Here is a 24945-nt window from a genome sequence, read left to right as displayed (position 1 = left end):
CATGGTTTTCGAGTACGCACCCGCGCCCGAGTCGCGCGCGATCGTCGACATCGCCCCCTCCTACGGCCTGTTCATCGACGGCGAGTTCACCGACGCGGCCGACGGCAAGGTCTTCAAGACGGTCTCCCCGAGCACCGAGGAGGTGCTGTCGGAGGTCGCCCGGGCCGGTTCCGAGGACGTCGACCGGGCCGTGCGGGCCGCCCGCACGGCGTTCGGCACCTGGTCCGCGCTGCCCGGTGCGGAGCGCGCCAAGTACCTCTTCCGCATCGCCCGTGTCATCCAGGAGCGCAGCCGCGAGCTGGCGGTCCTGGAGACGCTGGACAACGGCAAGCCGATCCGGGAGACCCGCGACGCCGACCTGCCCCTGGTCGCCGCGCACTTCTTCTACTACGCGGGCTGGGCCGACAAGCTGGACCACGCCGGGTTCGGCCCCTCGCCGAAGCCGCTGGGCGTGGCCGGCCAGGTCATCCCGTGGAACTTCCCGCTGCTGATGCTGGCGTGGAAGATCGCCCCGGCGCTGGCCACCGGCAACACGGTCGTGCTGAAGCCGGCCGAGACGACCCCGCTGTCGGCGCTGTTCTTCGCGGACGTCTGCCGCCAGGCGGGCCTGCCCCGCGGCGTCGTCAACATCCTGCCCGGGTACGGTGACGCGGGCGCCGCCCTGGTCGCCCACCCGGACGTGAACAAGGTGGCCTTCACCGGTTCCACGGCCGTCGGCAAGGAGATCGCCCGCACGGTCGCCGGCACCCGCAAGAAGCTCACCCTGGAACTCGGCGGCAAGGGCGCCAACATCGTCTTCGACGACGCCCCCCTCGACCAGGCCGTCGAGGGCATCGTGAACGGCATCTTCTTCAACCAGGGCCAGGTCTGCTGCGCGGGCAGCCGGCTGCTGGTCCAGGAGTCGGTGCAGGACGAGCTGCTGGACGCGCTCAAGCGGCGCCTGTCGACCCTGCGGCTGGGCGATCCCCTCGACAAGAACACGGACATCGGGGCGATCAACTCCGCCGAGCAGCTGGCGCGCATCTCCACGCTCGTCGAGCAGGGCGAGGCGGAGGGCGCCGAGCGCTGGTCCCCGCCCTGCGAACTGCCGTCCTCCGGGTACTGGTTCGCGCCGACGCTGTTCACCGGCGTCACGCAGGCGCACACCGTCGCCCGCGACGAGATCTTCGGCCCGGTGCTGTCGGTCCTCACCTTCCGCACCCCGGAGGAGGCCGTCGCCAAGGCCAACAACACCCCCTACGGCCTGTCCGCGGGCATCTGGACGGAGAAGGGCTCCCGCATGCTGGCGGTGGCGGGCCGGCTCCGCGCGGGCGTGATCTGGTCCAACACGTTCAACAAGTTCGACCCCACCTCGCCGTTCGGCGGTTACAAGGAGTCGGGCTTCGGCCGCGAGGGCGGCCGCCACGGCCTGGAGGCGTACCTCGATGTCTGATCGGCTTTCCGTACTGAAGACCTACAAGCTGTACGTCGGCGGGAAGTTCCCGCGTTCCGAGAGCGGCCGGGTGTACGAGGTGACGGCGAAGAGTTCGGCGGCTGACGCGGCGGACGGGGGCAGGTGGCTGGCCAATGCGCCGCTGTCGTCCCGCAAGGACGCCCGGGACGCGGTGGTCGCCGCGCGCAAGGCGTTCGGCGCCTGGTCCGGGGCCACGGCGTACAACCGGGGCCAGGTCCTCTACCGCGTCGCGGAGATGCTGGAGGGCCGCCGCGGCCAGTTCGTCCGCGAGGTCGCCGACGCCGAGGGCCTGTCGAAGTCGAAGGCCGCCGCCCAGGTGGAGGCCACGATCGACCGCTGGGTCTGGTACGCGGGCTGGACCGACAAGATCGCCCAGGTGACCGGCGGCGGCAACCCGGTCGCGGGCCCGTACTTCAACCTGTCCTCCCCCGAGCCGACGGGCGTGGTCGCGGTCCTGGCGCCGCAGGAGTCGTCCTTCCTCGGCCTGGTCTCCGTGCTCGCCCCGGTGATCGCCACCGGCAACACGGCCGTGGTGGTCGCGGGCGAGCGGGTCCCGCTGCCCGCGCTCTCCCTGGGCGAGGTGCTGGCCACCTCCGACGTGCCCGGCGGCGTGGTCAACATCCTCTCCGGCCGTACGGCGGAGCTGGCGGCGCCGCTGGCCGCCCACCAGGACGTCAACGCCATCGACCTCGCGGGGGCCGACGAGGCGCTGGCGAAGGAGCTGGAGATCGCGGCGGCGGACAACCTCAAGCGCGTCCTTCGTCCACAGCCTGTGGACGACTGGACGGCGACGCCCGGCACCGACCGCCTGACGGCGTTCCTGGAGACCAAGACCGTCTGGCACCCCACGGGCTCGCTGGGCGCCTCGGGCTCGGCCTACTGAGCCACGCCCACCTGAACGAGCCGCGCCGCCCCTCCGTCCGGGGGCGGCGCGGCTTCTCGTTCGCCGGGTGCGCTCAGCCCAGCGGGGCGGCGGCGCCGCGGAGCCCGGTGACCTGTCCCACCACCGGTACCGCGCCGAGCGACGGGGCCTGCGCCACCGGAGCGGTCACCATCTGCGTCGTCAGCGGCTTGAAGTCGGCCACCTGGGTGCCGACGCCGTTGTCGAGGGGGTCGACGCCGGTGCCCGCGAGCGGGTTGGGCTTGAGGCCGGCGATCGGGCCGGTGGCGTAGCCGACCGTGCCGGTGAGGACCGTGAGGCCGGCCTGCGGGTCGGTCCGGCCGAGCGAGCTGGGGCGCCACGGCGCGTCCACCACCGGGGCGGTGGCCGCCTCGGCGGCGCCGGCGCCGGCACCGAGGGCGGCGCCCGCGGTGGCGAGGGCGATCAGGGCGCGCTGCGCGGTGGAGTTCCGGGGGGAGGCGAATCGTGCCATGTGCTGATGCCACCTTCGGGGCGCGGAGTAATCGGGTCGACACGAAGGGTAGTTGACGTGTGACGCGTGCTCCAAAGCCGACCCGCGGGGTCGGCAGGAGGCGCTCCATGCCTCAAACTGGTGTCCCGTGAGCATCCATCCACCGTCACCTGCCCGGGTCGTGCTGCTGAGCGGCCCCTCGGGCTCGGGCAAGTCCCTCGTCGCCGCCCGTTCCGGGCTCCCCGTGCTGCGCCTCGACGACTTCTACAAGGAGGGCGACGACCCGACGCTGCCCCTGGTGGACGGGAGTTCCGACATCGACTGGGACCACCCGCTGTCCTGGGACGCGGACGTCGCGGTCGAGGCGATCACCCGGCTGTGCGCCACGGGCGCCACGCCCGTCCCGGTGTACGACATCTCGCTGAGCGCCCGTACCGGCGAGGAGACGCTGCACCTGGGCGGTGCCCCGGTGTTCATCGCGGAGGGCATCTTCGCCGCCGAGATCGTCGGGCGCTGCCGGGAGCTGGGCGTGCTGGCGGACGCGCTGTGCCTGACCCGGGGCGCGGTCACCACCTTCCGGCGGCGCTTCCTGCGCGATCTGAGGGAGGGCCGCAAGTCGGTGCCGTTCCTGCTGCGGCGCGGCTGGCGGCTGATGCGCGCGGAGCGGTCGATCGTCGCCCGCCAGGTCGCGCTGGGCGCCCGTGCCTGCGGCCGCGAGGAGGCCCTGGGGCGGCTGGCGACCGCCGCGGACGGGAACCGGCCCCGGGCCCGTTCAGCGGCCTAGCGCTTGCGTCAAGGCCCTGCCGGATATCACCCGGAGGGCGTACACACGAACGGGACCGGACGGACCCCCCGGCCCTCCGGTCCCGCTTCCCCCGTGTTTCCCCGTGTTTCCCCCGTGCTCCCCGGGTGACCCCCGTCACCTGCTTCCCCCGGGGTACCGCTCCCCCCGTACCTTCAGGCGACCAGCTCCCCGAAGGCGTGCTCCTCGTCACGGCCGAAGCTGAGGACCTCGTCCTCGCGCAGCCGGCGCAGCGAGCGCCAGATGCTGGACTTCACCGTGCCGACACTGATGCCGAGTATCTCCGCGATCTCCGGGTCGGTGCGGCCCTCGTAGTAGCGCAGGACCAGCATCGTCCGCTGGAGTTCGGGCAGCCGGGCCAGCGCCTGCCACAGGACCGCGCGCAGCTCGGTGCCGCGCATCGCGTCCGTGTCGCCGGCCGTCTCCGGCAGTTCCTCGGTCGGGTACTCGTTGAGCTTGCGGCGCCGCCAGGCGCTGATGTGCAGGTTGGTCATGGTGCGGCGCAGGTAGCCGCCGACCGCGGCCTTGTCGCTGATCCGCTCCCACGCCCGGTAGGTCGAGAACAGCGCGCTCTGCAGCAGGTCCTCGGCCTCGAAGCGGTCACCGGTCAGGTGGTAGGCGGTGGCGTACAGGGAGGCGCGGCGCTCCTTGACGTAGGCGGTGAACTCCGCCTCCGTCAGGGAACGGCGCTCCCCCGTGCCCTCCCCGTACGTGCCTCCCCCGTGCGTGCCCGGCGCCGCGGGCTCCCCCGTACACGCGTCAACCACCGTCAGGTACACGGTCTGCTGACGCCCGGCGCCGCGAGCGCACCCCCGTCCGATCACGGCGCCGGACTTCTCCGCTCCCCGCCCCCCGTGCACGTCGTGCAGCCGCGTGATCACTGCGCTGGTGGTGGTGCCGTGCAGCGTGTTCATCTCGCGCCCCCCGTCGTGGACTTACCGGTGGTCCGGCTTGCCGGTCGTGCCAGGCGATCGCTTCCCCGCCTGTGCCGAGAAGCTTGCCGAGAGCACTTCATGGCCGTGTCCGCCGACTGTCACAGACCTGTCACAGGGACCGGGCACGGCGCGGTCACCGGCCGGCACAGGCGGTGGCGGTGGAAGGGTTCCACGGGCGACGGGCCGCACAGGTCGTACGGAAGCCCCTCCATGGGCCAGAATGAGCCCCGTGCCTTCCCTGTTGCTGATCGAGGACGACGACGCCATCCGTACGGCCCTGGAGCTCTCACTGACGCGCCAGGGGCACCGGGTGTCCACCGCTGCCACCGGTGAGGACGGCCTGAAGCTGCTCCGCGAGCAGCGGCCGGACCTGATCGTGCTGGACGTGATGCTGCCCGGCATCGACGGCTTCGAGGTGTGCCGCCGCATCCGGCGCACGGACCAGCTGCCGATCATCCTGCTCACCGCGCGCAGCGACGACATCGACGTGGTGGTGGGCCTGGAGTCCGGCGCCGACGACTACGTCGTCAAGCCGGTGCAGGGGCGGGTGCTGGACGCCCGCATCCGGGCCGTGCTGCGGCGCGGCGAGCGCGAGTCCAGCGACTCGGCCACCTTCGGCAGCGTCGTCATCGACCGCTCGGCGATGACCGTGACGAAGAACGGCGAGGACCTCCAGCTGACGCCGACCGAGCTGCGGCTGCTGCTGGAGCTGAGCCGGCGCCCCGGCCAGGCGCTGTCCCGGCAGCAGCTGCTGCGACTGGTGTGGGAGCACGACTACCTGGGTGACTCCCGGCTGGTGGACGCGTGCGTGCAGCGGTTGCGCGCCAAGGTGGAGGACGTGCCGTCCTCGCCGACCCTGATCCGTACCGTGCGTGGTGTCGGCTACCGCCTGGACGTCCCTCAGTGACCGAACGGCACAGGGGGGTCCGCGGCTGGGCCGCGGGGCGCGGCGGAAGCCTGTCGCGGCTGCGTTTCACCAGTCTGCGACTGCGGCTGGTCGTGGTGTTCGCCCTGGTGGCGCTCACCGCGGCGGTGTCCGCCTCGGCCATCGCGTACTGGCTGAACCGGGAGGCGGTGCTCACCCGCACCCAGGACGCGGTGCTGCGCGACTTCCGGCAGGAGATGCAGAACAGGGCGGGCGCGCTGCCCGTGCACCCCACCCAGGACGAAGTGCAGCGCACCGCGGGCCAGATGGCGAACAGCAGCCAGCGCTTCAGCGTGCTGCTGGTCGCGCAGGACACCGGCGGCAAGACGGTCTACGGCAGTTCGGGCGGCCTGAACGGGTTCTCCCTGGAGGACGTGCCCGCCTCGCTGCGGGCCGCGGTGGACAAGCAGCAGAAGACCGGCGACGGCGACCGGTCCCCGTACCACCTGTACTGGCAGCGGGTCGTCGACCGGGGCACCCCGTACCTGGTGGCGGGGACGAGGGTGATCGGCGGCGGGCCGACCGGGTACATGGTCAAGTCCCTGGAGCCGGAGGCGAAGGACCTCAACTCGCTGGCCTGGTCGCTGGGGATCGCCACCGGGCTGGCGCTGATCGGCTCGGCGCTGCTGGCGCAGGCCGCGGCCACCACCGTGCTGAAGCCGGTGCACCGCCTCGGGGTGGCCGCCCGGCGGCTGGGCGAGGGCCGGCTGGACACCCGGCTGGAGGTGTCCGGCACGGACGAACTGGCCGATCTGTCACGGACGTTCAACAAGGCGGCCGAGGCGCTGGAGAAGCGGGTCGCGGACATGGCCGCCCGCGACGACGCCTCCCGCAGGTTCGTCGCCGACATGTCGCACGAGCTGCGGACACCGCTGACCGCCATCACCGCCGTGACGGAGGTGCTGGAGGAGGAGCTGGACTCGGAGGCCGGCGGGATGGACCCGATGATCGAGCCGGCGGTACGGCTCGTGGTCAGCGAGACGCGGCGGCTGAACTCCCTGGTGGAGAACCTGATGGAGGTCACCCGCTTCGACGCGGGCACCGCCCGCCTGGTCCTGGACGACGTCGACATCGCCGACCAGATCACCGCCTGCATCGACGCCCGCGCCTGGCTGGACGCGGTGGACCTGGACGCCGAGCGCGGCGTGCACGCCCGGCTGGACCCGCGCCGCCTGGACGTCATCCTCGCCAACCTGATCGGCAACGCGCTCAAGCACGGCGGTTCGCCGGTGCGGGTGGCCGTGCGCATCGACGGCGACGAACTCGTCGTCGGCGTCCGCGATCACGGTCCCGGCATCCCCGAGGACGTCCTGCCGCACGTCTTCGACCGCTTCTTCAAGGCCAGCGCCTCCCGGCCGCGCTCCGAGGGCAGCGGCCTCGGGCTCTCCATCGCCATGGAGAACGCCCACATCCACGGCGGTGCCATCACCGCCGCCAACTCACCCGACGGCGGCGCGGTGTTCACGCTGCGGCTGCCCCGGGACGCCTCGTCGCTGACCGAGGAGAGCGGCCCCGGCGGGCCGGGCGGCGCGGACCCCGCCGGCGGTACCCGGAAGGAGGGGGCATGAGGACCGGCCGCCGCCTCTGGGCGCTGCCGCTGCTCGCGGTGGTGCTGACCGGCTGCGGCATCCGGGCCACCGAGGTCCCGACGGACTTCGGCGGGGCGCCCTCCCGGGTGCCGTGCTCGCTGACCGGTCCCGACCCGTCGGCGAGCGCGCACGGGGTGCCGGTGCAGGTGTTCCTGCTGTGCGGGGCGTCGCTGGTGGCCGTCGACCGGACGGTGCGCGTCCCCGAGGGCACGCCGGACGCGCGGCGCCGGGTGATCGTCGCGCAGGGGCTGCTGGACCAGCTCGCCGCGGCGCCGTCGCCGACCGAGAAGGGCGCCGGCTACACCACGTACGTCCCCGGCGGGGTGGGCGTGAGCGGGCCGCGCCCCGGCGACCCGGAGGAGACCCTGCGGCTGAGCACCGCGCCGGAGCGGCTCACCTCCTACGCCCTCGCGCAGGTGGTGTGCACCCTGTCGGACTCGGCGGCCGCCGAGGGCGACGGCTCGGTCGTCCTGGGCGGCACGGGCGCCGGGGCACTGCGCCGTTACGAGTGCACCGACGAGGTCCGCTCCCGGCCCGGCACCACCGAGCCGCCGTCCGGCGAGGTGGCCCGGCACTGACGCGGTCCGGTGCCGAGGCGGCGCCCTGCGTACGCGCGCGTGCCGCGGGCGGAACCGATCGCGCACGGGGGCGCGTCTAGGGGGGCGTGCAGCGTCAAGGCTCCATCGGCGGCAGCGCCGCGATCAGCGTCCGGGCGACAGGGGGTGTCCTCCTGGTCGCGCACCTCGCGTTCGTCGCCTGGCTGATGCTGCGGCCGCTGGACGTGCCGTGGGTGATGCCCGCCAATCTGCGCCCGTTCGCCGGCATCCGCGCGGACCTGGCGCTGGGCGGGACGCGGGCGGCCGTCCGGATCGGCGAGGGGCTGGCCCTGCTGGCGCCGCTCGGCGTGCTGCTGCCGACGGCCCACGGCAGGCTCGACGTCTCCCCGCTGGCCTCGCTGCTGCGGACGGCGGCCGCCGGCGCCCTGTTGTCGCTGGGCATCGCCCTGCTGCAGACCGGGGTGCCCGGCCGGGTCGTGGACGTCGACTCGCTGCTGCTGAACACGGCCGGTGTGGCGCTGGCCCACCTCGCCGTCGTACCGGCCGGACGGGCGCTGCTGCGCCGCCGGGGGGCGCGCGGGGGCGTGCCGGCACTGCCGCCGGAGGAGGCGGCTCAGGGTCGGACCCCGACGATTCCCAGGGTCGGGATCGCCCCGTGGAGCGACGCTTCGTCCCACCCTGTTCCCTAGTGTGGAGGTCAGACGGGCACACCGGCCCGCCCGCCCGGGCACCGGCCGGACCCGAGACAAGGAGCGTCGACATGACCGCCCTCGCCCGCCCCACCGACGGCCGCGTGATCGGCGGAGTGTGTGCCGCGCTGGCACGGCGCTTCGGCACCTCCGCGACGACGATGCGGGTCGTCTTCCTGCTGTCCTGCCTGCTGCCGGGCCCGCAGTTCCTGCTCTACATCGCCCTGTGGATCTTCCTGCCGGCGGAGGACCGGGCGCGTACCTGGTGACCGGCGCCGACGGGGCGCGCCCGGAGATCCGGGGCGCCTCGGCGGGGTGGGCCGGCCTCAGCCGATCGCGATGCCGTTGACCGGGATGCCGTGCGTGGGCGCGCCCTTGACGGGCAGTCCGCCGAGCAGTCGGGCGAGCGGGGCTGCCGGGCCGTCGGCGAGCACCTCGCGCCCGGCCGGCTGCGCGGCGGTGAGCCCGGCACCGAGGGCGCCCTGACCCTGGGTCAGCGCCTCACCGGCACCCGGCAGCGCGTTGCCTGCGTTCGCGGCCGGCAGCGTCCGGGTGGCGGTGTCCAGGGCGTGGGCGGCGTCCGGGACGGCCGGGGCGGCGCTGGCGGCGCCCGCGCCGACGGCGGCGAAGGCGGCACCGAGGGCGGCGACACCGAGGGTCTTGGCGGCAGACTGCTTCATGGTGAGTGCGTCCTTGAGAGCGGAGACGGGAGTCGGAACGGTCCGAGCGGTTTCCGACCGTAAACATGCCGGACCACCGGCCGCAAACACCGAAATACGGACGGCCGACGGCGGGCCGTCCGCACTCCGCCGCCCCCTCCGGGGCGCCGCTAGCCCTCGGACCGGGCAGATCCGCTGGTGGAGGCGGTCTGCCGGAACAGCCATTCGGACTTCAGTTCCGCGTATCCCGGCTTGATCACGTCATTGATCATGGCCAGTCGTTCATCGAAAGGAATGAACGCTGATTTCATCGCATTGACGGAGAACCACTGCATGTCGTCGAGCGTGTAGGCGAATGCCTCGACGAGGTGCTCGAATTCCCGGCTCATGGTGGTGTGCGACATCAGGCGGTTGTCCGTGTTCACGGTGGCGCGGAAGTGGAGCCGGCGCAGCAGCCCGATCGGGTGCTCGGCGTAGGAGGTGGCGGCCCCGGTCTGCAGGTTGGAGCTGGGGCACAGCTCCAGCGGGATGCGCTTGTCGCGGACGTAGGAGGCGAGCCGGCCGAGGGTGACCGAGCCGTCCTCGCGCACCTGGATGTCGTCGATGATCCGCACCCCGTGGCCGAGCCGGTCGGCGCCGCACCACTGCAGGGCCTGCCAGATGGACGGCAGCCCGAAGGCCTCGCCCGCGTGGATGGTGAAGTGGTTGTTCTCCCGCTTCAGGTACTCGAAGGCGTCCAGGTGCCGGGTGGGCGGGTAGCCGGCCTCGGCGCCGGCGATGTCGAAGCCGACGACGCCCAGGTCCCGGTAGCGGTTGGCGAGTTCGGCGATCTCCAGGGAGCGGGCCGCGTGCCGCATGGCGGTCAGCAGGGCGCCGACGCGGATGCGGTGGCCGGTGTCCCGGGCGAGCCGCTCGCCCTGCCGGAAGCCCTCGTTGACCGCCTCGACGACGTCCTCCAGGCTCAGCCCGTCCGCCAGGTGCTGCTCCGGCGCGTAGCGCACCTCGGCGTACACGACGCCGTCCCGCGCGAGGTCCTCGGCGCACTCCCGGGCCACCCGGACCAGCGCCTCACGGGTCTGCATCACCGCGACGGTGTGCGAGAACGTCTCCAGGTACCGCTCCAGCGAGCCGGAGTCGGCGGCCTCGGCGAACCAGGTGCCGAGCTTGCCGGGGTCGGTCTCGGGGAGGTGGGAGTAGCCCGTCTCCCGGGCCAGTTCGACGACGGTCGCGGGGCGGAGCCCGCCGTCGAGGTGGTCGTGCAGCACGACCTTGGGGGCGCGGCGGATCTGGTCCGGCGTCGGAACGTTCCCGCTGGGTGCGGTGTGGCGCGGTGCGGTCTGGCTCGTCATCTGCGCACCCTAACTCCTACGCGCGTAGATGGCGCGGTGTACGAATCCGTCGATACGTAACGGTGACCGCACGGACGGGTTTCGTACACCGTGGCTTCTGACACTGTTCTGTCATGGGACAGCAAACGGCGCCGGCCCGAACGGCCAGGCTGGGAAGGGCAGTCGGCCAGGCGCCGGCAGCGGTGAGCGGGGCGGTGCTGCTGCTCCCCGGCGGCGAGGAGGTGTCCGCCCGCAGACCCTCCGCCGTCCGGGGGACGGGCTTCGTCCGCTCCCTGGCCCGCCGGCTGGCCCGCGTGGCACGCGAGGAGGAGCTGGCCGTCCACACGGTGCACTACCGCTACCGGGGCTGGAACGGCGGCGAGGCGCACCTGGCGGGCGACGCGTCCTGGGCCGCGGACGAGATCGTACGGCGGTACGGGGACGTGCCCGTGTGCCTGGTGGGCGTGGACATGGGCGGCCGGGCGGCGCTGCGGGCGGGCGGCCACGAGGCGGTCAACTCCGTGGTGGCCATCGCCCCCTGGCTGCCCCCGGAGGACGTGGCGCTGCCGCCGGAACCGGTGAAGCAGCTGGTGGGGCGCCGGGTGCTGGTCGTGCACGGCACCAACGACGAGCGGGCCGACCCCGAGCTGTCCTTCCGGCTCGCGGCGCGGGCGAAGAAGGCGAACCGCGAGGTGTGCCGGTTCGAGGTGCACTCGGACGGGCACGGGCTGCACCAGCACCGCGACGAGGTGTGCGGCCTGGCCGCGGACTTCGCGCTGGGCGCGCTGTTCGGGCACCCGGTCGCGCGGCCGGTGGAGGACGCGCTGGCCGCGCCGCCGCCCATCGGGCTGCGCATGCCGCTGGCCGCCGGGTTCGGCTCCGGGCGGCGGCGGTAGGACCGGTCCCGGCACGGCCGGCGCGGGCCGCAGGGGTCCGCGCGGGTCGCGCCGGGCGCGGCTTCGTCAGCCGGAGAAGCCCGGCGGGTAGCCCTCGGGGCCCAGGCCCAGGTAGAGGTCGTTGAGGCGGGTGTGGGCGGGTGTGTCGAGCGCGGTGAGGATCAGGCCGGCCACGAGGTCGGGCTGGTTGAGGTGCTGCGGCTCGTAGGGGAAGCCGAAGCCCTCGCGCACGGCCCGCTGCATGCCGGTGGCCACGCACGCGGGGAAGACGGAGGTGACGCGTACGCCGTTGCCCGCCTCCTCCCCGCGCAGCGACTCCGCCAGCGCCTTGAGCCCGAACTTGCTCGCCGCGTACGCCGACCAGTACGGCTTGGCGGTCGGGCCGGCGTTGAAGTTGATGAAGACGACGTGGCCGCGCGCGGCGCGCAGGGCGGGCAGCACGGTACGGGTCAGCTCGGCGGGGCCGGTCAGGTTGACGGCGAGCTGGCGGGCCCAGGAGTCGGGCGTGGCGTGCTCCAGGCCGGCGAGGTGGATGACGCCGGCCGCGTGGACCACCGCGTCGAGCCGGTCGACGCCGGCCGTGCGCACCGCCGCCTCGATGCCCGCGGGGTCGGTGAGGTCCAGCACCAGCGGGCGGGCGTCGAGCCGCTTGAGGCGCTCGGCGTCGCGGCCCACCGCGATCACCTCGTCACCGCGCTCCCGCAGCAGCCGTACCACCTCGGAACCGATGCCGCCGGTCGCGCCGGTGACCATGATCGATGCCATGCCTGACTCCTCGGGGTCGCTCAGACGAAGCGGGGGAAGGTGTTCAGCTCGAAGACGTTCAGCGCGTCCGCGCAGGCGTTGTAGGTCCCCTCGGTCAGCAGCTCGCGGGTGGCCCGGTCGGCGGCGGTGTAGGCCGCCTGCGCCAGTGCCGTGCCGACGCTGATCCGGCGTACGCCGGTCTCCCGCAGCTGGGCGACGGTGGGGCCGCCGGGCAGCGCCATGACGCTGATGGGCAGCGGTGCCTCGGCCACCAGCCGGGTCAGCGCCGCGGGGTCGAGCAGCAGCGGCACGAACAGCAGGTCCGCGCCGGCCTGGGCGTAGACCTTGGCCCGCTCCAGCACCAGGTCGAACCGCTCGCCGGGCTCCCCGGCCTGGGCCATGTACACATCGGTGCGGGCGTTGATCACGAGGTCCGGGACACCGGCGGCGACGGCCGCCTCCCGGGCCGCGGCCAGGCGCCCGGCCTGCTCGTCCGGTGCGAGCAGCGGGGCGCCGCCGGTGCCCGGGGCGTCCTCCAGGTTGATCCCGGCCGCCCCGGCGCCGGCGACCTCGGTGACGGTCCGGGCCACGTCGGCGGCGGCGGGGCCGTAGCCGCTCTCGACGTCCGCGGTGACCGGGATGTCGACGGCGGCGGCGATCCGGGCGACCGCGGCCGTCATCTCCTGCCGGGTCAGGTGCTGGCCGTCGGGACGGCCCAGGGACCAGGAGACGCCGGCGCTGGTGGTGCCGACGGCGCGGGCGCCGGCGCGCTCGATCACGACGGCACTGCACGCGTCCCAGGCGTTGGGCAGCACGAGCAGCTCGCCGTCGGCGTGGAGGGAACGCAGCAGCGCGGCCCTGGAGTTGTCGGGGTGTGCCATGGGATACGGCCTCTGCAATCCGTCTCGGTGTGCGGGGCTGCGGGGCTGCGGGACGCTGATCGGGGTGGGTCAGGCGGGCGTGTCGGCGTCCGTGGAGAGCGCGGTCTCCCGCTGCTCCTCCAGTTCGTCCAGCCGCCGGCGCAGCGCGTCGTGGGTGAGCGCGTACGCGTCGCTGCCCAGGACCAGGCGCAGCGGGGGCTTCTCCAGTCCGGCGACGTCCGCCACGGCCAGGGCGACCTTGCGGGGGTCGCCCGGCGCGGGGACGGCTCCCTGCTCGAACACCCGGCGGACGAACCCGGCGGGCGTGTCCGCGTAGGCGTCCAGGGCGGGGGCGGTGTCGCCGCTGCGGCCGGTGAAGTCGGTGCGCACGGAACCGGGTTCGACCAGCGTGACCCGTACGCCGAAGGCTTCCACCTCCGAGCGCAGGGACTCGAAGAAACCCTCCACGCCCCACTTGGTGGCGTGGTAGACGCTGAGGTGCGGCAGGGTGGTCAGCCCGCCGACGCTGGAGATCTGCACGAAGTGGCCGCCGCCCTGTTCCCGCAGCAGCGGCAGCACCGCCCGGGCCAGCCGGATCGGGCCGAGCAGGTTGGTGGCCAGCTGCCGCTCGATCTGCTCGTCGGTGACCTCCTCGGCGGCGCCGAACAGGCCGTACCCGGCGTTGCTGACCACCACGTCGATCCGGCCGAAGGCGCGGTGGGCCGCCGCCACGGCGTCGGTGACGGCGGCGGGGTCGGTCACGTCCAGGGTGACCGGCAGCAGCCGGTCACCCGCGGACGCGGTGAGCGCGGCCAGCGCCGCGGGGTCGCGGACGGTGGCCGCCACCCGGTCGCCGCGCTCCAGCAGCACTTCGGTCAGGGCCCGTCCGATGCCGGTCGACGTGCCCGTGACCAGCCAGGTGCGTTGCGACATCGTGACGTCTCCCTAGGTCGGGACCCTGGCGGCAGGGCCTGGAACCGGTGGTGCCGGACGGCGTTCGGCCGGGTGGCGGCCGGGTGGCGGCCGGGTGGCGGCCGGTCGGTAACTGTACGTACGATCGTGCTTTTAGTCTACACGCCGGCCTCCCGTCCGGCGCCGACGCGTACCGGCAGCGCCGGGCGTCGGCGCGGCGAGCGCAGGGCCCGCAGCAGGACCGAGGGACGCATCAGCTCCTGCGGCCGCGCCCGCATGTTGACCACGTCGAGGAACGCGCGGTGCACCGCCACGTCCGTGATGGCGCCGTCGATCAGCCGGTCCCGCAGGCGCAGCCGCAGGCCCTGAAGCGGCGTCAGCCGCTGGGTGACGTGCGGCAGCAACAGGTCCTGGAGCGCGGAGGTCGCCCAGGCGTCGTCGACGACGGCGGCGACCCGCCGGAAGTACCCGGCCGCGGGCCGGTCCGGGTCCGGCCCGGTCTCCAGCCACCGGCCCAGCGCATCGGCGTGCAGGGCCGCCGACGTCATGCCCTGGCCGTAGACGGGGTTGAAGGAGGCCACCGCGTCGCCGAGTGCGACGAGTCCGGCCGGGAACCGCTCCAGCCGGTGGAAGTCCCGGCGGACACTGGCCGGGAAGCGGTACACCGCCACCTCGCCCAGCGGCTCGCAGGTGTCCACCAGCTCCCGCATCGGCGGCGCGTCCGCACGGCAGCGCGCGGCGAACTCGTCGTGCCCCCGGCCGGGCCGGTCGGCGGCGAAGCCGGTGATCAGCGCCATCCACCGGCCGTCCTCGACCGGGTTGAGCGACGCGGCACCCGGCCGCCCGGAGCGCAGGGTGCGCATCGAGTGCGCGGCGCGCACCCCGGCCAGCCGCTGTCCCGGCTCGCGTCGGAAGAAGCAGGTCGCGTAGCCGATGTCGGTGTCCACCCGGTGCTGCGCCGGGGCCGGGAAGCCGGCCTCGCGCAGCCAGTCGCCGAGCCGGCTCGCGCGCCCGGTGGCGTCGACGACCAGGTCGGCGGCGATCCGCTCCGACCGGTCGGGACCGGCCGCCCCGGTGGCGTCCACCCGGGCGATCCGCACCCCGTCCACCCGGTCCCCGGTGAGGGTCAGCGCGGCTGTGCGGGCGCGCACGGCGCGGACGTTCGCCAGCGCGAGCACGGAGCGGCGCAGGTGCCACTCCAGGAACGGCCGGGTCATGCTGAGCATGTCGTCGCCCGGTACGGCGACGCGCCGCAGCCCGTCGGCGTACCAGCCGCCGTCCCGCTCGAAGTCGAGCAGTTCGGCGCCGGCCTCGGCCATCTCCCGGCACAGGCCGGGAAAGAGGCCGTCGAATATCTGCCGGCCCTTGCCGAGCAGGATGTGTGAGTGCGCGCCCTGCGGCACCCCCCGCCGGTGCCGGGGACGCGCGTCGGTCAGGTCGTCGGGTTCGATGATGACGACGTCGTCGGCGTGGTCGCTGAGGACCCGGGCCGCGAGCAGGCCCGCGATCCCGCCGCCGAGAACCAGAGATGTGTGCATGGGACTCCTTCCGCCGTCCCTCGGTCCCGCCGGGGACGGACGTGGCGTTCCCCCCCTCGTCTGGCGCTTGTCTGGACCTCCTTCTCCGTCAGCTGTCCGTCCGGTGTCCCGCCGGGTCCCGCGGTGCGGGGACCTCAGCCCCCGGCGCCGGGCGTCTTCTCCCCCAGTGCCCGGTCGACGAGGGCCCCGGCGGCCCCGGTGTAGTGCGCGGGGTCCAGCAGGTCGGCGACCTGCTCCGCGGTCAGGGCCCCGGTCAGCTCCGGCGCCTCGCCCAGGACCTCGGCGAACGGCCGCCCCTGGTCGGCGGCGCGCAGCGCGGCCCGGCTCACCACGTCCTTGGCCGCCGCCTTGCCCAGCACCGGGGCGAGCACGACCGCCAGCCGCTCGGAGACGACGAGTCCGCCGGTGAGGCCGAGGTTGTCCCGCATCCGGCGCGGGAAGACCCGCAGCCCCTCGGCCAGTTCGCGGGCGGTGGCGGCGGCGCCGCCGGTCAGCCGCAGGCACTCGCGCAGCGGCAGCCACTCGGCGTGCCAGGCGCCGGCCGACCGCTCGTCCTCCGAGAGCATGGCGTGGGTGAGCACCGAGGCCAGGGCCGGCACCTGGAGCGCGGCGGAGCGCACCAGGGTGGCCAGCGCGGGGTTGCGTTTGTGCGGCATGGCCGAGGACACGCCCCGCCCGTCCGCGGCGGGCTCGGCGACCTCCGCCGTCTCGGTGCGCGACAGGCTCTGCACGTCCACCGCCATCTTGCCCAGCACGCCCGCGGTGAGGGCGAGTTCGGCGGCGAGGGCGGCGACGGGGGTGCGCTCGGTGTGCCAGGGCAGCACCGGCTCGGCGAGCCCGGTCTGGCGGGCGTACTCGGCGATCAGCCGCTCGGCGAACGGCCCCGCGGCGAACGGCGGGGCGCCCGGCTCCCCGGGGCCGTCCAGGCGGGCGTACTCGAGGTAGCCGGCCAGGGTGCCGGCCGCGCCGCCGAGCTGGACCGGGAGGCGGGTGCGGCGCAGGGTGCGCAGCCGGTCCGACGCGTCGGTGACGCCGCGCAGCCAGCCGGCCGCCTTGAGCCCGAAGGTGACCGGTACGGCGTGCAGCGCCAGGGTCCGTCCCGGCATCACCGTGTCGCGGTGGGCGGCGGCCAGGGTGCGCAGGGCGGCCGCGGTGGAGTCCAGGTCGGCGATCAGCGGGCCCAGGGTGCGGTGGGCGACCAGCATGGCGGCGGTGTCCATGATGTCCTGGCTGGTGGAGCCGCGGTGCACGTACTCCGCCGCGGCCGCGTCGCGGGCGGCGACCACCTGGGTGAACGCCCGCACCAGGGCGACCACCGGGTTGGCGGCGCCGCGGGCCCGCCGGGCCAGCTCCACCGGGTCCAGCAGCTCGGCCCGCGCCAGTTCGGTGATGGTCCGGGCGGCGGGGCCGGGGACCACACCGAGCGCCGCCTGGGCCCGTACCAGCGCGGCCTCCGCGTCCAGCAGGGCCTGCAGCCAGGCCTCGTCGGTCGTCGCGGCCGCCGCGGCGGTCCCGGCCGACACCGGGCTGAGCAGCCCGGCGTCGGTGGCGGCGCGGGCGGGCGGCCCGCCCGCCGTGCTCACGGCGCCACCGCCCCGGCCGCCTCGGGGCTGCGGCCGTCGCGGCCGTCCCGGCCGGCGTCCGCCTCCGGCAGCGCGAGCAGCCCGCGGGCGATGGCGTCGGCGTCGGCGAGCGTCACCGAGTTGACGCCGGGGCGTATCCCCGCGGCGGTCGCCCAGTGGACGGCCTCCGTGGGCACGCCGTAGGCGAAGCGCCGGGGGTGCGGGCGGCCGGCCGCGTCCAGCAGGTTGAAGGGGCGCGCGGACACCGCGAGCCCGCCCGTCTCGTGGCGCAGCCCGTCGGGGCCGGTGACCACGTGCGGGCGGCACTGGCCCTGCTCCAGGAGGGAGATGAGCAGCGGGTCGGCGGTGGTGCGCAGGTCGACGGCCGGCAGGCGGGCGTCGATCAGGACGCCGGCCGCGGTCCGGGTGCCCGGTACGCGCGCCGACTCCAGGACGAACGCCCCCGCGGCCTCGTCGGCGCGGGCGGTGGTGTCGGGGCCGAGGACCCGCAGGACGCCCGCCTCGATCAGCGCGACGGCCTCCTCGATCCGGCGGGCGGGCGGGCCGATGGAGAGGAACGCGTTGAGCGGCGTGTACCAGCCGTCGAGGTCGTCGCGGTGGGAGGTGCCGGTCAGCCCGTCGTGGTCCACCAGCAGCCGCACCTCGTTGCGCAGGTCGCGCAGCACGTCCAGGGCGGCCTTCAGCGGCCCCTCGACGTTGCCGGCGTGCGCCGCGGCCACGTCGGCGCGCAGGTGGCCGAGGAGCCAGTCGTGGAACTCGGCGTGCGAGGCGAAGTCCCGGCCGGCGTCGGGCCGGGCGATGCGCTCCCAGTCCCAGCGCTCGGCCGGGGCGATGCCGGCCGCGGTCAGCAGCCGGGCCTCCTCGGCGGAGCCGGCCGGGGCGGCCGGGTAGGCGGCGCGCAGCGACTCGGCCTCCCCGGTGCGGCCGCGGGAGGTGAGCAGGGCCGTGTAGTAGACGGTCTCCACCTCCTTGGCCACCAGTGGCCACACGGCGGTGCGGAAGTCCAGGCCGCCGTGCGCCGCGGCGCGGTCCCGCAGCGCGGCGATGGTCCGCTCGGTCAGCAGCAGCGGGGTGTGCCGGCCGTGCGGGCCCTTCTGGTTCTCACCGCGCGCGTGGAAGGGCAGGCCGCGGCGGGACCCGGCGGTCAGCCGCGGTTCCAGGCCGGAGGGGACGTAGACGAGCCGTCCGTCCTCGCGCCGGTAACTGCCGCCGCGGCCCTCGGTGAGCAGCGCCATGTGGTCGAAGAAGTTCAGGCCCAGGCCCAGCAGCGCCACCTCCTCGCCGGAGCGGATGCCGGACAGGTCGACGTCGGCCGGGTTGGCCGGGGCGACGTAGCGCAGGCCGTGCCGGTCGGCGAAGGCGGCGAGCCGGCGCTCGCGCGGTGAGCGGCGCAGCGGCAGGTGGCCCTGGGCCATCACCACGGCGTGCAGTCCGGTCAGGACGACGCCGTTGTCCAGGCGCACCCACTGGCTGTCGCCGGGGCTCTCGTCGCGCAGCGCGACCGCCCGGGCCCGGTGGACGACGATGTCCACCGAGTGCGGGGCGGTGGAGCGCACCCGCCGGAACACCCACTGGAGGTAGTGCCCGCAGAAGGCGCGGGTGGGGTAGGAGTCGGGGGTCAGCGCGCGGGCCTCGGCGAGCACCGGGGCGGGCAGCGCCGGGCCCTCGTCCTCCAGGCCCAGGGCGCTGAAGCGCGCCCATTCGTAGAGGCTGGGCCCCTTGACCAGGGGTCCCTCCAGGTCCACGCTCTCGTCGGTGAACACGGTCGTCTGGGACGCCACGGTGTTGGTGAGCAGCCGCCGGGGCTGAGCGGTGCGCCAGACCCGTCCGGCGCCCGGCGGGTAGGGGTCGATGACGTGCACCGTCACCGCCGCGCCGGGGGCGACCTGGGCCGCGTTGGCGCAGATCCGTTCCAGCACCGCCAGTCCGCGGGGGCCCGCGCCGATCAGGCAGACGGTCAGCCGTCGGGTGTTCATGGGTCGCTCCTGGGTTGGGGAGTGTGCCGGTCTGCCCGGCGGTGCTCTGCCGTGGTGCGGGCGGGCCGGATCTCAGCCGCCGGTCACCGTGCCACGCCGCCGGGTACGGCGGTCCCGGCCACCTCCCGGCCGGTGGCGCCGGGCAGGCCGGCCGCGGCGTCCGCCGGCCGGGCGGCGGGTGCGGGTGCGGGGCGCGGGGTGTCCGCGGGGCCGGGGACGATCCGCTCGCGGCCGGTGACGCCCCGGGCGAGGACGGACCGCAGCACGGCCAGGCCGTCCTCCGGTGCCGTGCCGCCGGGCCGCAGCCGGTGCAGCGCCGCGACCACCTCGGTGAGGTCGTCGGCGAGTCCGGCCAGCACCGCGTGCACGGCCTCGGCGTTGCTGCCGAGGATGTCCGTCCACAGCCCGGGGTCGCCCGCGGCGATCCGGGTGGTGTCCCGCAGCCCCTGCCCGGCCAGCTGGAGCCGCTCCGGCGCGACGTCGGCGAGCCGGGCGGCCAGCAGGCTGGACAGCAGGTGCGGGGCGTGCGAGACGAGGGCCACCGCGCGGTCGTGCTCGGCCTGGTCCATCAGCACCGGCCGGGCCCCGCACAGTTCCACCAGCTGCCGGGTGCGGCGCAGCGCGTCGGCGCCGGAGAACCGGGACGGGGTGAGCACCCAGGTCCGGTCGTGGAAGAGGTCGGTGCGGGCGGCCAGCGGCCCGGACCGTTCGCTGCCGGCCATCGGGTGTCCCCCGACGAACCGGGTCAGGTCGCAGCCGCCGGCGGTCATGTCGCGGTGCGGGCCGGCCTTGACGCTCGCCACGTCGGTGTAGCTCTCCGCCAGGCCGCGCCCCTGCCATTCGGCGAGCGCGTCCGCCGTACGGCTCGGCGGTACCGCGATGACCGCGAGGTCGACCGGGCCGCGCGGCACGCCCGCGATGCCCGCGCCGATGCGCTCCGCGGCGCGGGCCGCCTCCGCCGTCCGGTCCACCAGGTAGGTGGTCACTCCCCGCGACCGCAGGGCCAGCGCCACCGACGTGCCGATCATGCCGGTACCCACCACGGCGACGGAGCGCAGCGCGGTCCGCTCGCGGCACCCCCCGGTCAGGAGTGCCACAGCACCGGGCAGTAGTCGGGATCGGCGTAGTCGGGGGTGCCGGCGGGGGTGCGGCGCACCAGCGTGTCGTGGTTGTAGGACACCTGCGAGCCGTCCGAGCGGCGGAACTCCCGGTAGCGGTTGGCGCCGTCCTGGAGGTGCAGGGAGACGGCCCGGCGCGGACGGTCGGCCCGGTTGGCGCCGCTGCCGTGGTACGTGCGGCAGTGGTGGAAGCTCATGTGGCCGCGCGGGATCTCCATCGGGATCTTGCGGACGTCGGTGTTGTTGAACGCCGCGTTCTCCTCGAGCATCACCTCCAGCTGGCCGCGGTCGCGTTCGGCGAAGTGCAGCGAGGTCTGGTCGTTGACCGCGGTCTCCTTCCAGCGGTGGCTGCCGTCGACCATGGTGATGGTGCCCAGCTGCTCGTCGCAGTCGTGGAAGGGGATGAACGCGGTGAGCATGCTCTCCGAGGTGCACGTGGCCCAGTAGTGCTTGTCGAAGTGCCACGGCACGAGGTTGCTCTCCTCCTCGGGCCGCGGCGGCTTGTAGATGAGGGTCGACTGGAAGACGCGTATCTCCTCGGCCTGCGCCAGCCGGGCGGCCACCGCGCCGATCAGCGGTTTGCGCAGGATGCGGCCGATGGTGTCGTCCTCGTAGTGGATGTAGTCGTTGTGCCGCTGGACCGGTCCGGCCGCGGGCTCCCAGTAGGCGAGCTTGGGCGGGCGGGCGGGCAGGGTGCGGTCGCGGTGGCCGGCGTAGAACCGCTCGCTGGCCTCGAGGAGCTGGTCCGTCTCCTCGTCGGTGAGCAGCTTCTGCGACAGGTACCAGCCGTGCTCCAGGTAGTGGTCGATGTCGGCTTCGGTGGGCAGCAGTGCGCGTTCCGCCTCGGTCAGGTCGAAGCGGAGCGGGTCCGGTGCAGTCACGGAGTTCCTTTGCGGTGTGGGGGGGGTGCGGGTGTCGCCGTGCCGGTCCGTCAGACGCGTGCGTTGTCCTCGCGGGCGACGGCCTCGTAGAGCGCCTTGATGTTGCCGCTGCCGAAGGTGCGGGCGCCGTGGCGGTCGATGATCTCCCAGAAGTACGTCTGGCGGACGTGCATCGAGCTGGTGAAGATCTGGAAGACCTCGCCCCAGTGGTCGCGGTCGACCAGGACGTTGGTGCGGCGCAGGTCGTCCAGGACCAGGTCGGTGCGGCCCAGGCGCTTCTCCAGCTCGTCGTAGTAGGTGCCGGGCGTGTCCAGGAACCGCACGCCGCGGTCCTGGAGCGTCTCCACGGTGGCGACGATGTCGTCGGTGAGCAGCGCGAGGTGCTGCACGCCGGCGCCGCCGTGCCGGGCGAGGAAGCCATCGATCTGGCCGGGGCGGCGGCCGGCCACGGGCTGGATCAGGGTGAAGGTGACCTTGCCGGAGGGGCTCTGGACCACCTTGGAGTCCATGGCCTGCTCGCCGACCTCGATGAACTCCTCGAAGATCTGGGTGAAGCCGAAGGCCTTCTCGTAGAAGGCGACCGTCTCGTCGAGCTGTCCGGCGGGCAGGCACACCGCGGCGTGGTCGACGACGCTGACCAGCGCCTCCGGGCCGTCGGGGTCGGGGGCGAACATGTCGAACACGCCCGGCAGGAACTCGTCGCCGGCGCCGACGCGCTGGACGAGGGTGTGGGCGACGTCGCCGAAGGCCCGTATGGACGCGGTGACCACCTCGGCGCCGCAGCGGGCGTGGGTCACCGGCTCCGCCAGGGAGACGCCCCCGGCCCGGACGGCCGCGGCGTGCGCGGCGGCCGCGTCGTTCACCTCGAAGGCTATGCGCGCGACGCCGTCACCGTGCTCGCTGACGTAGTCGGCGACCGGGTCGGCGGCGGTCAGCGCGGAGGTGAGCACGATACGGGTGCCGCCCTGGGTCAGCAGCAGCGAGCGCCGCCCCTCCAGACCGGTCTCCGGGCCGGCCTGGCCGACCAGGCGGAAGCCGAAGGCGGTGCACAGGGAGAAGGCCCACTGCTGGGCGTCCCCGACGTAGAACTCGACATGGTCGATCCCGTCGATGTTCACGGAGTTCACGGAAGATCCTTTCCCATCACTGGTGGTGCGTTCGGCGGCGGTGGCGCCGCGGGCCGCGCGGCCGGCGCACGCGGTGTCACCGGCCGGCGGGTCACCGTGCGCGGCGCGAGCCGGCCCGGCCGAGCAGCAGGCTCACGTTGTGGCCGCCGAAGGCGAAGGAGTTCGACAGCGCGGCCTCGACGCGTGCGGGCCGGGCGCCGCCGCGCACGTGGTCGAGTTCGCAGTCGGGGGCGATGTCCTCGAGGTTGTGGGTGGGCGGCAGCTGCCCGCCGCTGAGGGCGAGCGCGCACACCACCGCCTCCACGGCACCGGCGCCGCCGAGCAGGTGCCCGGTCATCGACTTGGTGCTGCTGACCGCGGGACCGTCGTCGGCGCCGAAGACCGCGCGCACGGCGCGGGCCTCGGCGATGTCGCCCAGCCGGGTGGCGGTGCCGTGGGCGTTGACGTAGCCGACGTCGTCGGGGGTCAGGCCGCCCGAGGCCAGGGCGGAGCGCATGGCCTGGGCCGCGCCCTCGCCGTCCGGCCGCGGCGCGGTCGGCTTGTAGGCGTCGGTGGACACGCCCCAGCCGAGCAGGTCGGCGTAGCCGGCGGCGCCGCGCGCGTCGGCGTGGTCGGTGCGCTCCACCACCAGCACCCCGGCGCCCTCGGCGAGGACGAAGCCGTTGCGCCGCCGGTCGAACGGGCGGCTGGCCGCCGTCGGGTCCTCCCAGCCGTGCGCGAGGGCCCTGGCGTGCTTGAAGGCGAGGGCGGAGGTCGGGTTGAGCGGGGCCTCGGTGCCCCCGCAGACCACCACGTCGGCCTCGCCGTGGCGGATCAGCCGGGCCGCCTCCACCACCGCGTGCGCACCGGCGGAGCAGGCGGTGGCCATGGCCGAACTCCAGCCGCGGATGCCGTACTTGATGGCGACCCGGGCGGCGGCCATGTTGGGCAGCATGCCCGGCAGCAGATAGGGGCTGACGGCCGTGGGGCCGCGTTCGCGGCGGGCGTGCGCCTGCTCCTCGTAGGTGGTCAGGCCCCCGGCGCCGCTGGAGAGCACGACGGCCACCCGGGTCGGGTCGACGTCCGTGCCGACCCGCAGTCCGGCGTCGGTCATGGCCTCGTCGGCGGCGGCCAGCGCCATCAGCGCGTACCGGTCCACCATCCGCTCGCCGGGGGGCAGCACCTCGGCCGGGTCCAGCTCCGGGGCGATGCCCGCGACGTCCAGCGATCCGGCCAGCAGATGGCCCTCGGGCGGCCGGCTCAGCCCCGACTTGCCGCTGCACAGCGCGTCGAACAGCTCCGCCGCGCCGCGGCCGAGCGAGGTGAAGGTGCCCAGGCCCGTGACGGTCGCCCCGGGCCCGGTGGCGGCGGGGCTCATGAGGCGAGCACCGTCCCGTCGGTGGCCGGCGGTTCGGGGGCGAACCGCTCGCCCGCCAGGAACCGCTCGCGCAGCAGGACCTTGCGGACCTTGCCGGTGGGACCGAGCGGGATGCGGTCCTGGTCGACGACGACGACCCGCTCCACGGTGGCGGCCACGTGCTCCTCCAGCGCGGCCAGCACCTCCTCGCGGCGGTCGCGTTCGCGGTCGGCCTTGTCGCCCACGATGAGCAGCACGGTGGTGGTGACCCGGTCGTCCTCCCGGACGGCGACGACCGTGCACTCCAGGACGTCGTCGCAGGCGGCGAGGACACGTTCCTCGCTCTGCGCGGTGAACAGCCGCTTCCCGCCGGGCAGTTCGACGGCGTCCACGGCACGGTCGACGTGGTAGAAGTAGCCGTCCTCGTCGTGGTGGACGAGGTCGCCGGTGAGGAAGAAGCCGTTCCGGCGGGTCCGGTACGTGGTGACGGAGTCGTTCCAGTAGCCGAGGGCCAGCGTGGGCGCCTTGATGCCGAGCTGTCCCACCTCGCCGGGGCCGAGCGGTTCGCCGTCGTCGTCGAGCACGGCCACGGTGGAGAACGCGTGCGGCCGGCCGATGCACCGGCCGTAGCGCTCGGTGGTGGGTCCGTGCGTGATGAAGAACTGCGAGTGCCCCATCTCGGTGGAGCCGAGGCCGTCCACGAAGTGCGAGCCCTTGGTACGGCGGATGCCCTGCGGGGTCAGCGACTTGCGGCTGCCGACCGCGACCAGCCTCCGGATGTGCGCCTCGTGGGCGCAGTCACCGGTGTTCCACCACACGCCGACGGAGTCCAGGTCCCACTGGGACAGGTCCTCGGCGGCCAGTTCCGACCAGGTGGCCGCGAAGCCGAGCACGCTCTGCGGCTTCCAGCGCTCGATGCCCTCCAGCACGGTGGTGCCGTTCTGCTCGGAGAGCACGGCGAGTTCCACCCGGTTGCACAGCGCGAGGTTGACCGCGATCACGGTGGCCGCGTGGGCGCTGGGCAGGGCGCTCAGCATGCGGTCCAGCCCCTGGCCCTTGGGCAGGGAGAGCCGGTGGCGCACGGAGGCGAAGAGGCCGTGGTGGGAGTGGGCGACGGCCTTGGGCAGGCCGGTGGTGCCGGAGGAGTGGGTGATGACCACGGGCTCGTCGGCGTGGTGCCGGTAGAGCTTCGGGGCCCGGGCGGGGTCGCCGGCGCCGAGGTCCGCGACGTCCGCGAGATGCGGTGTCTCGAGCCCGTGCGGGGCCAGCTCGGCCCGGTGGGCCGCGTCGGTGAGCACACCGGTGGCGCGCAGCCGGCGGATGTACTCGGCCGCCGTCGCGCCCGGCACCCGGGCGTTGAGCAGGGCCGGGATCGCGCCGATGCGGGCCAGGGCGAGGTAGCTGAGGACCATGTCGGCGCCGCTGCTGACGTACACCGCGACGCAGTCGCGCGGGGCGACGCCGAGGACGTGCAGGGCGGCGGCGCGGGCCGCCACCCGCTGGTCCAGCTCGTGCAGCGTGAGGGCCTGCCAGGCGGGGTGGCCGTCGACGTCGGTGTCGAAGGTCAGGGTGGGCCGGTCGAGTCCGGTCCCCCTGCCGGCGAGGGACGTCAGGACGTTGCCTACGCCGAGTTCCTGATCGACCGCCAGCTGGGCGCGGTCGTTGACGGGTTTCATTGCGCGGGG

24 protein-coding genes are annotated in these 24945 nt (G+C 74.6%); 9 read left to right on the top strand and 15 right to left on the bottom strand.

Annotated features, from left to right (window positions below):
* Position 1: 1 nt before the first annotated feature.
* Both ACZ6CZ_RS12480 and ACZ6CZ_RS12475 read left to right on the top strand, forming a co-directional pair.
* The gene (locus ACZ6CZ_RS12480; protein WP_469018579.1) at positions 2-1432 is read left to right on the top strand and encodes an aldehyde dehydrogenase family protein; all 1431 of its coding nucleotides are present in this window, start codon (positions 2-4) and stop codon (positions 1430-1432) included.
* Positions 1425-2336: an aldehyde dehydrogenase family protein gene (locus tag ACZ6CZ_RS12475; protein WP_469018576.1), complete on the top strand. Its 912-nt coding sequence runs from the start codon at positions 1425-1427 to the stop codon at positions 2334-2336. Before ACZ6CZ_RS12480 ends, ACZ6CZ_RS12475 begins: the two co-directional genes overlap by 8 nt.
* A gap of 73 nt (positions 2337-2409) precedes the next feature.
* Here the strand turns inward: ACZ6CZ_RS12475 and ACZ6CZ_RS12470 are convergent, their stop codons facing one another.
* Positions 2410-2826 (bottom strand): hypothetical protein, encoded by a 417-nt coding sequence (locus tag ACZ6CZ_RS12470; protein WP_469018573.1) that lies wholly within the window; start codon positions 2824-2826, stop codon positions 2410-2412.
* Between the two features lie 127 nt (positions 2827-2953).
* On the opposite strand from ACZ6CZ_RS12470, the gene ACZ6CZ_RS12465 reads away from it, so the two are divergent.
* Complete coding sequence (locus tag ACZ6CZ_RS12465; protein ID WP_469018571.1) at positions 2954-3589, top strand: uridine kinase family protein; 636 nt, start codon at positions 2954-2956, stop codon at positions 3587-3589.
* A 173-nt stretch (positions 3590-3762) separates the two neighbouring features.
* Here the strand turns inward: ACZ6CZ_RS12465 and ACZ6CZ_RS12460 are convergent, their stop codons facing one another.
* Positions 3763-4521 (bottom strand): SigE family RNA polymerase sigma factor, encoded by a 759-nt coding sequence (locus ACZ6CZ_RS12460; protein ID WP_469018568.1) that lies wholly within the window; start codon positions 4519-4521, stop codon positions 3763-3765.
* A gap of 250 nt (positions 4522-4771) precedes the next feature.
* Between ACZ6CZ_RS12460 and afsQ1 the strand changes: the two genes are divergently transcribed.
* The 5 genes from afsQ1 to ACZ6CZ_RS12435 all read left to right on the top strand — a co-directional run bounded on the left by afsQ1 (position 4772) and on the right by ACZ6CZ_RS12435 (position 8571).
* Complete coding sequence (gene afsQ1 / locus ACZ6CZ_RS12455) at positions 4772-5449, top strand: two-component system response regulator AfsQ1 (RefSeq protein WP_469018565.1); 678 nt, start codon at positions 4772-4774, stop codon at positions 5447-5449.
* Positions 5446-7035, top strand: coding sequence for an ATP-binding protein (locus ACZ6CZ_RS12450; RefSeq protein WP_469018562.1), 1590 nt, complete (start codon positions 5446-5448; stop codon positions 7033-7035). Before afsQ1 ends, ACZ6CZ_RS12450 begins: the two co-directional genes overlap by 4 nt.
* Positions 7032-7634 (top strand): hypothetical protein, encoded by a 603-nt coding sequence (locus ACZ6CZ_RS12445; protein ID WP_469018559.1) that lies wholly within the window; start codon positions 7032-7034, stop codon positions 7632-7634. Before ACZ6CZ_RS12450 ends, ACZ6CZ_RS12445 begins: the two co-directional genes overlap by 4 nt.
* Positions 7635-7720: 86 nt before the next feature.
* Positions 7721-8302 (top strand): VanZ family protein, encoded by a 582-nt coding sequence (locus ACZ6CZ_RS12440; protein ID WP_469018557.1) that lies wholly within the window; start codon positions 7721-7723, stop codon positions 8300-8302.
* A gap of 71 nt (positions 8303-8373) precedes the next feature.
* Positions 8374-8571 carry a PspC domain-containing protein gene (locus tag ACZ6CZ_RS12435; RefSeq protein WP_469018554.1) on the top strand — a complete coding sequence of 66 codons (198 nt, stop codon included), beginning with the start codon at positions 8374-8376 and terminating at the stop codon, positions 8569-8571.
* Between the two features lie 57 nt (positions 8572-8628).
* On the opposite strand, the gene ACZ6CZ_RS12430 is transcribed toward ACZ6CZ_RS12435, so the two are convergent.
* Positions 8629-8982: an ATP-binding protein gene (locus ACZ6CZ_RS12430; RefSeq protein ID WP_469018552.1), complete on the bottom strand. Its 354-nt coding sequence runs from the start codon at positions 8980-8982 to the stop codon at positions 8629-8631.
* A 149-nt stretch (positions 8983-9131) separates the two neighbouring features.
* The gene (locus ACZ6CZ_RS12425; RefSeq protein ID WP_469018549.1) at positions 9132-10310 is read right to left on the bottom strand and encodes an adenosine deaminase; all 1179 of its coding nucleotides are present in this window, start codon (positions 10308-10310) and stop codon (positions 9132-9134) included.
* A 113-nt stretch (positions 10311-10423) separates the two neighbouring features.
* Here ACZ6CZ_RS12425 and ACZ6CZ_RS12420 point away from each other — a divergent pair, with 113 nt between their 5' ends.
* On the top strand, positions 10424-11185 hold the full coding sequence (locus ACZ6CZ_RS12420) for a dienelactone hydrolase family protein (RefSeq protein WP_469018546.1): 762 nt from the start codon (positions 10424-10426) through the stop codon (positions 11183-11185).
* A 66-nt stretch (positions 11186-11251) separates the two neighbouring features.
* Here the strand turns inward: ACZ6CZ_RS12420 and ACZ6CZ_RS12415 are convergent, their stop codons facing one another.
* The 11 genes from ACZ6CZ_RS12415 to ACZ6CZ_RS12365 form a co-directional block, all read right to left on the bottom strand.
* On the bottom strand, positions 11252-11950 hold the full coding sequence (locus tag ACZ6CZ_RS12415) for an SDR family oxidoreductase (protein ID WP_469018543.1): 699 nt from the start codon (positions 11948-11950) through the stop codon (positions 11252-11254).
* 20 nt (positions 11951-11970) lie between these two features.
* Positions 11971-12810 carry an isocitrate lyase/PEP mutase family protein gene (locus tag ACZ6CZ_RS12410; protein ID WP_469018540.1) on the bottom strand — a complete coding sequence of 280 codons (840 nt, stop codon included), beginning with the start codon at positions 12808-12810 and terminating at the stop codon, positions 11971-11973.
* A 69-nt stretch (positions 12811-12879) separates the two neighbouring features.
* Positions 12880-13722, bottom strand: a complete 843-nt coding sequence (locus ACZ6CZ_RS12405) for an SDR family oxidoreductase (protein ID WP_469018538.1) — start codon at positions 13720-13722, stop codon at positions 12880-12882.
* 137 nt (positions 13723-13859) lie between these two features.
* Positions 13860-15239 (bottom strand): FAD-dependent oxidoreductase, encoded by a 1380-nt coding sequence (locus ACZ6CZ_RS12400; protein WP_469018535.1) that lies wholly within the window; start codon positions 15237-15239, stop codon positions 13860-13862.
* Positions 15240-15373: 134 nt separating this feature from the next.
* Positions 15374-16822, bottom strand: a complete 1449-nt coding sequence (locus tag ACZ6CZ_RS12395) for a nitrosuccinate lyase (RefSeq protein WP_469018533.1) — start codon at positions 16820-16822, stop codon at positions 15374-15376.
* Positions 16819-18798, bottom strand: coding sequence for an FAD/NAD(P)-binding protein (locus ACZ6CZ_RS12390; RefSeq protein WP_469018530.1), 1980 nt, complete (start codon positions 18796-18798; stop codon positions 16819-16821). The genes ACZ6CZ_RS12395 and ACZ6CZ_RS12390 overlap by 4 nt, the downstream gene beginning before the upstream one ends.
* A gap of 83 nt (positions 18799-18881) precedes the next feature.
* Positions 18882-19895, bottom strand: a complete 1014-nt coding sequence (locus tag ACZ6CZ_RS12385; protein ID WP_469018527.1) for a prephenate dehydrogenase — start codon at positions 19893-19895, stop codon at positions 18882-18884.
* Positions 19883-20797: a phytanoyl-CoA dioxygenase family protein gene (locus ACZ6CZ_RS12380; RefSeq protein WP_469018524.1), complete on the bottom strand. Its 915-nt coding sequence runs from the start codon at positions 20795-20797 to the stop codon at positions 19883-19885. The genes ACZ6CZ_RS12385 and ACZ6CZ_RS12380 overlap by 13 nt, the downstream gene beginning before the upstream one ends.
* A 50-nt stretch (positions 20798-20847) precedes the next feature.
* A complete protein-coding gene (gene hppD, locus ACZ6CZ_RS12375) occupies positions 20848-21924 on the bottom strand; it encodes a 4-hydroxyphenylpyruvate dioxygenase (protein WP_469018522.1) in 1077 nt (358 codons plus the stop codon).
* 91 nt (positions 21925-22015) lie between these two features.
* Positions 22016-23281, bottom strand: coding sequence for a beta-ketoacyl-[acyl-carrier-protein] synthase family protein (locus ACZ6CZ_RS12370; RefSeq protein WP_469018520.1), 1266 nt, complete (start codon positions 23279-23281; stop codon positions 22016-22018).
* The gene (locus ACZ6CZ_RS12365; RefSeq protein WP_469018517.1) at positions 23278-24936 is read right to left on the bottom strand and encodes a class I adenylate-forming enzyme family protein; all 1659 of its coding nucleotides are present in this window, start codon (positions 24934-24936) and stop codon (positions 23278-23280) included. Before ACZ6CZ_RS12365 ends, ACZ6CZ_RS12370 begins: the two co-directional genes overlap by 4 nt.
* Positions 24937-24945: the final 9 nt, after the last annotated feature.

The sequence above is a fragment of the Streptomyces sp. NPDC041135 genome (genome assembly GCF_055592085.1).
The sequence above is the reverse complement of the archived record's forward strand: the minus strand, read 5'-3'. Positions and strand labels throughout refer to the sequence as shown.

Coding starts and splice junctions, on each gene's coding strand:
- ACZ6CZ_RS12480 (WP_469018579.1), top strand. CDS start 2: ATGGTTTTCGAGTACGCACCCGCGCCCGAGTCGCGCGCGATCGTCGAC.
- ACZ6CZ_RS12475 (WP_469018576.1), top strand. CDS start 1,425: ATGTCTGATCGGCTTTCCGTACTGAAGACCTACAAGCTGTACGTCGGC.
- ACZ6CZ_RS12470 (WP_469018573.1), bottom strand. CDS start 2,826: ATGGCACGATTCGCCTCCCCCCGGAACTCCACCGCGCAGCGCGCCCTG.
- ACZ6CZ_RS12460 (WP_469018568.1), bottom strand. CDS start 4,521: ATGAACACGCTGCACGGCACCACCACCAGCGCAGTGATCACGCGGCTG.
- ACZ6CZ_RS12445 (WP_469018559.1), top strand. CDS start 7,032: ATGAGGACCGGCCGCCGCCTCTGGGCGCTGCCGCTGCTCGCGGTGGTG.
- ACZ6CZ_RS12435 (WP_469018554.1), top strand. CDS start 8,374: ATGACCGCCCTCGCCCGCCCCACCGACGGCCGCGTGATCGGCGGAGTG.
- ACZ6CZ_RS12430 (WP_469018552.1), bottom strand. CDS start 8,982: ATGAAGCAGTCTGCCGCCAAGACCCTCGGTGTCGCCGCCCTCGGTGCC.
- ACZ6CZ_RS12425 (WP_469018549.1), bottom strand. CDS start 10,310: ATGACGAGCCAGACCGCACCGCGCCACACCGCACCCAGCGGGAACGTT.
- ACZ6CZ_RS12420 (WP_469018546.1), top strand. CDS start 10,424: ATGGGACAGCAAACGGCGCCGGCCCGAACGGCCAGGCTGGGAAGGGCA.
- ACZ6CZ_RS12415 (WP_469018543.1), bottom strand. CDS start 11,950: ATGGCATCGATCATGGTCACCGGCGCGACCGGCGGCATCGGTTCCGAG.
- ACZ6CZ_RS12410 (WP_469018540.1), bottom strand. CDS start 12,810: ATGGCACACCCCGACAACTCCAGGGCCGCGCTGCTGCGTTCCCTCCAC.
- ACZ6CZ_RS12405 (WP_469018538.1), bottom strand. CDS start 13,722: ATGTCGCAACGCACCTGGCTGGTCACGGGCACGTCGACCGGCATCGGA.
- ACZ6CZ_RS12400 (WP_469018535.1), bottom strand. CDS start 15,239: ATGCACACATCTCTGGTTCTCGGCGGCGGGATCGCGGGCCTGCTCGCG.
- ACZ6CZ_RS12390 (WP_469018530.1), bottom strand. CDS start 18,798: ATGAACACCCGACGGCTGACCGTCTGCCTGATCGGCGCGGGCCCCCGC.
- ACZ6CZ_RS12370 (WP_469018520.1), bottom strand. CDS start 23,281: ATGAGCCCCGCCGCCACCGGGCCCGGGGCGACCGTCACGGGCCTGGGC.
- ACZ6CZ_RS12365 (WP_469018517.1), bottom strand. CDS start 24,936: ATGAAACCCGTCAACGACCGCGCCCAGCTGGCGGTCGATCAGGAACTC.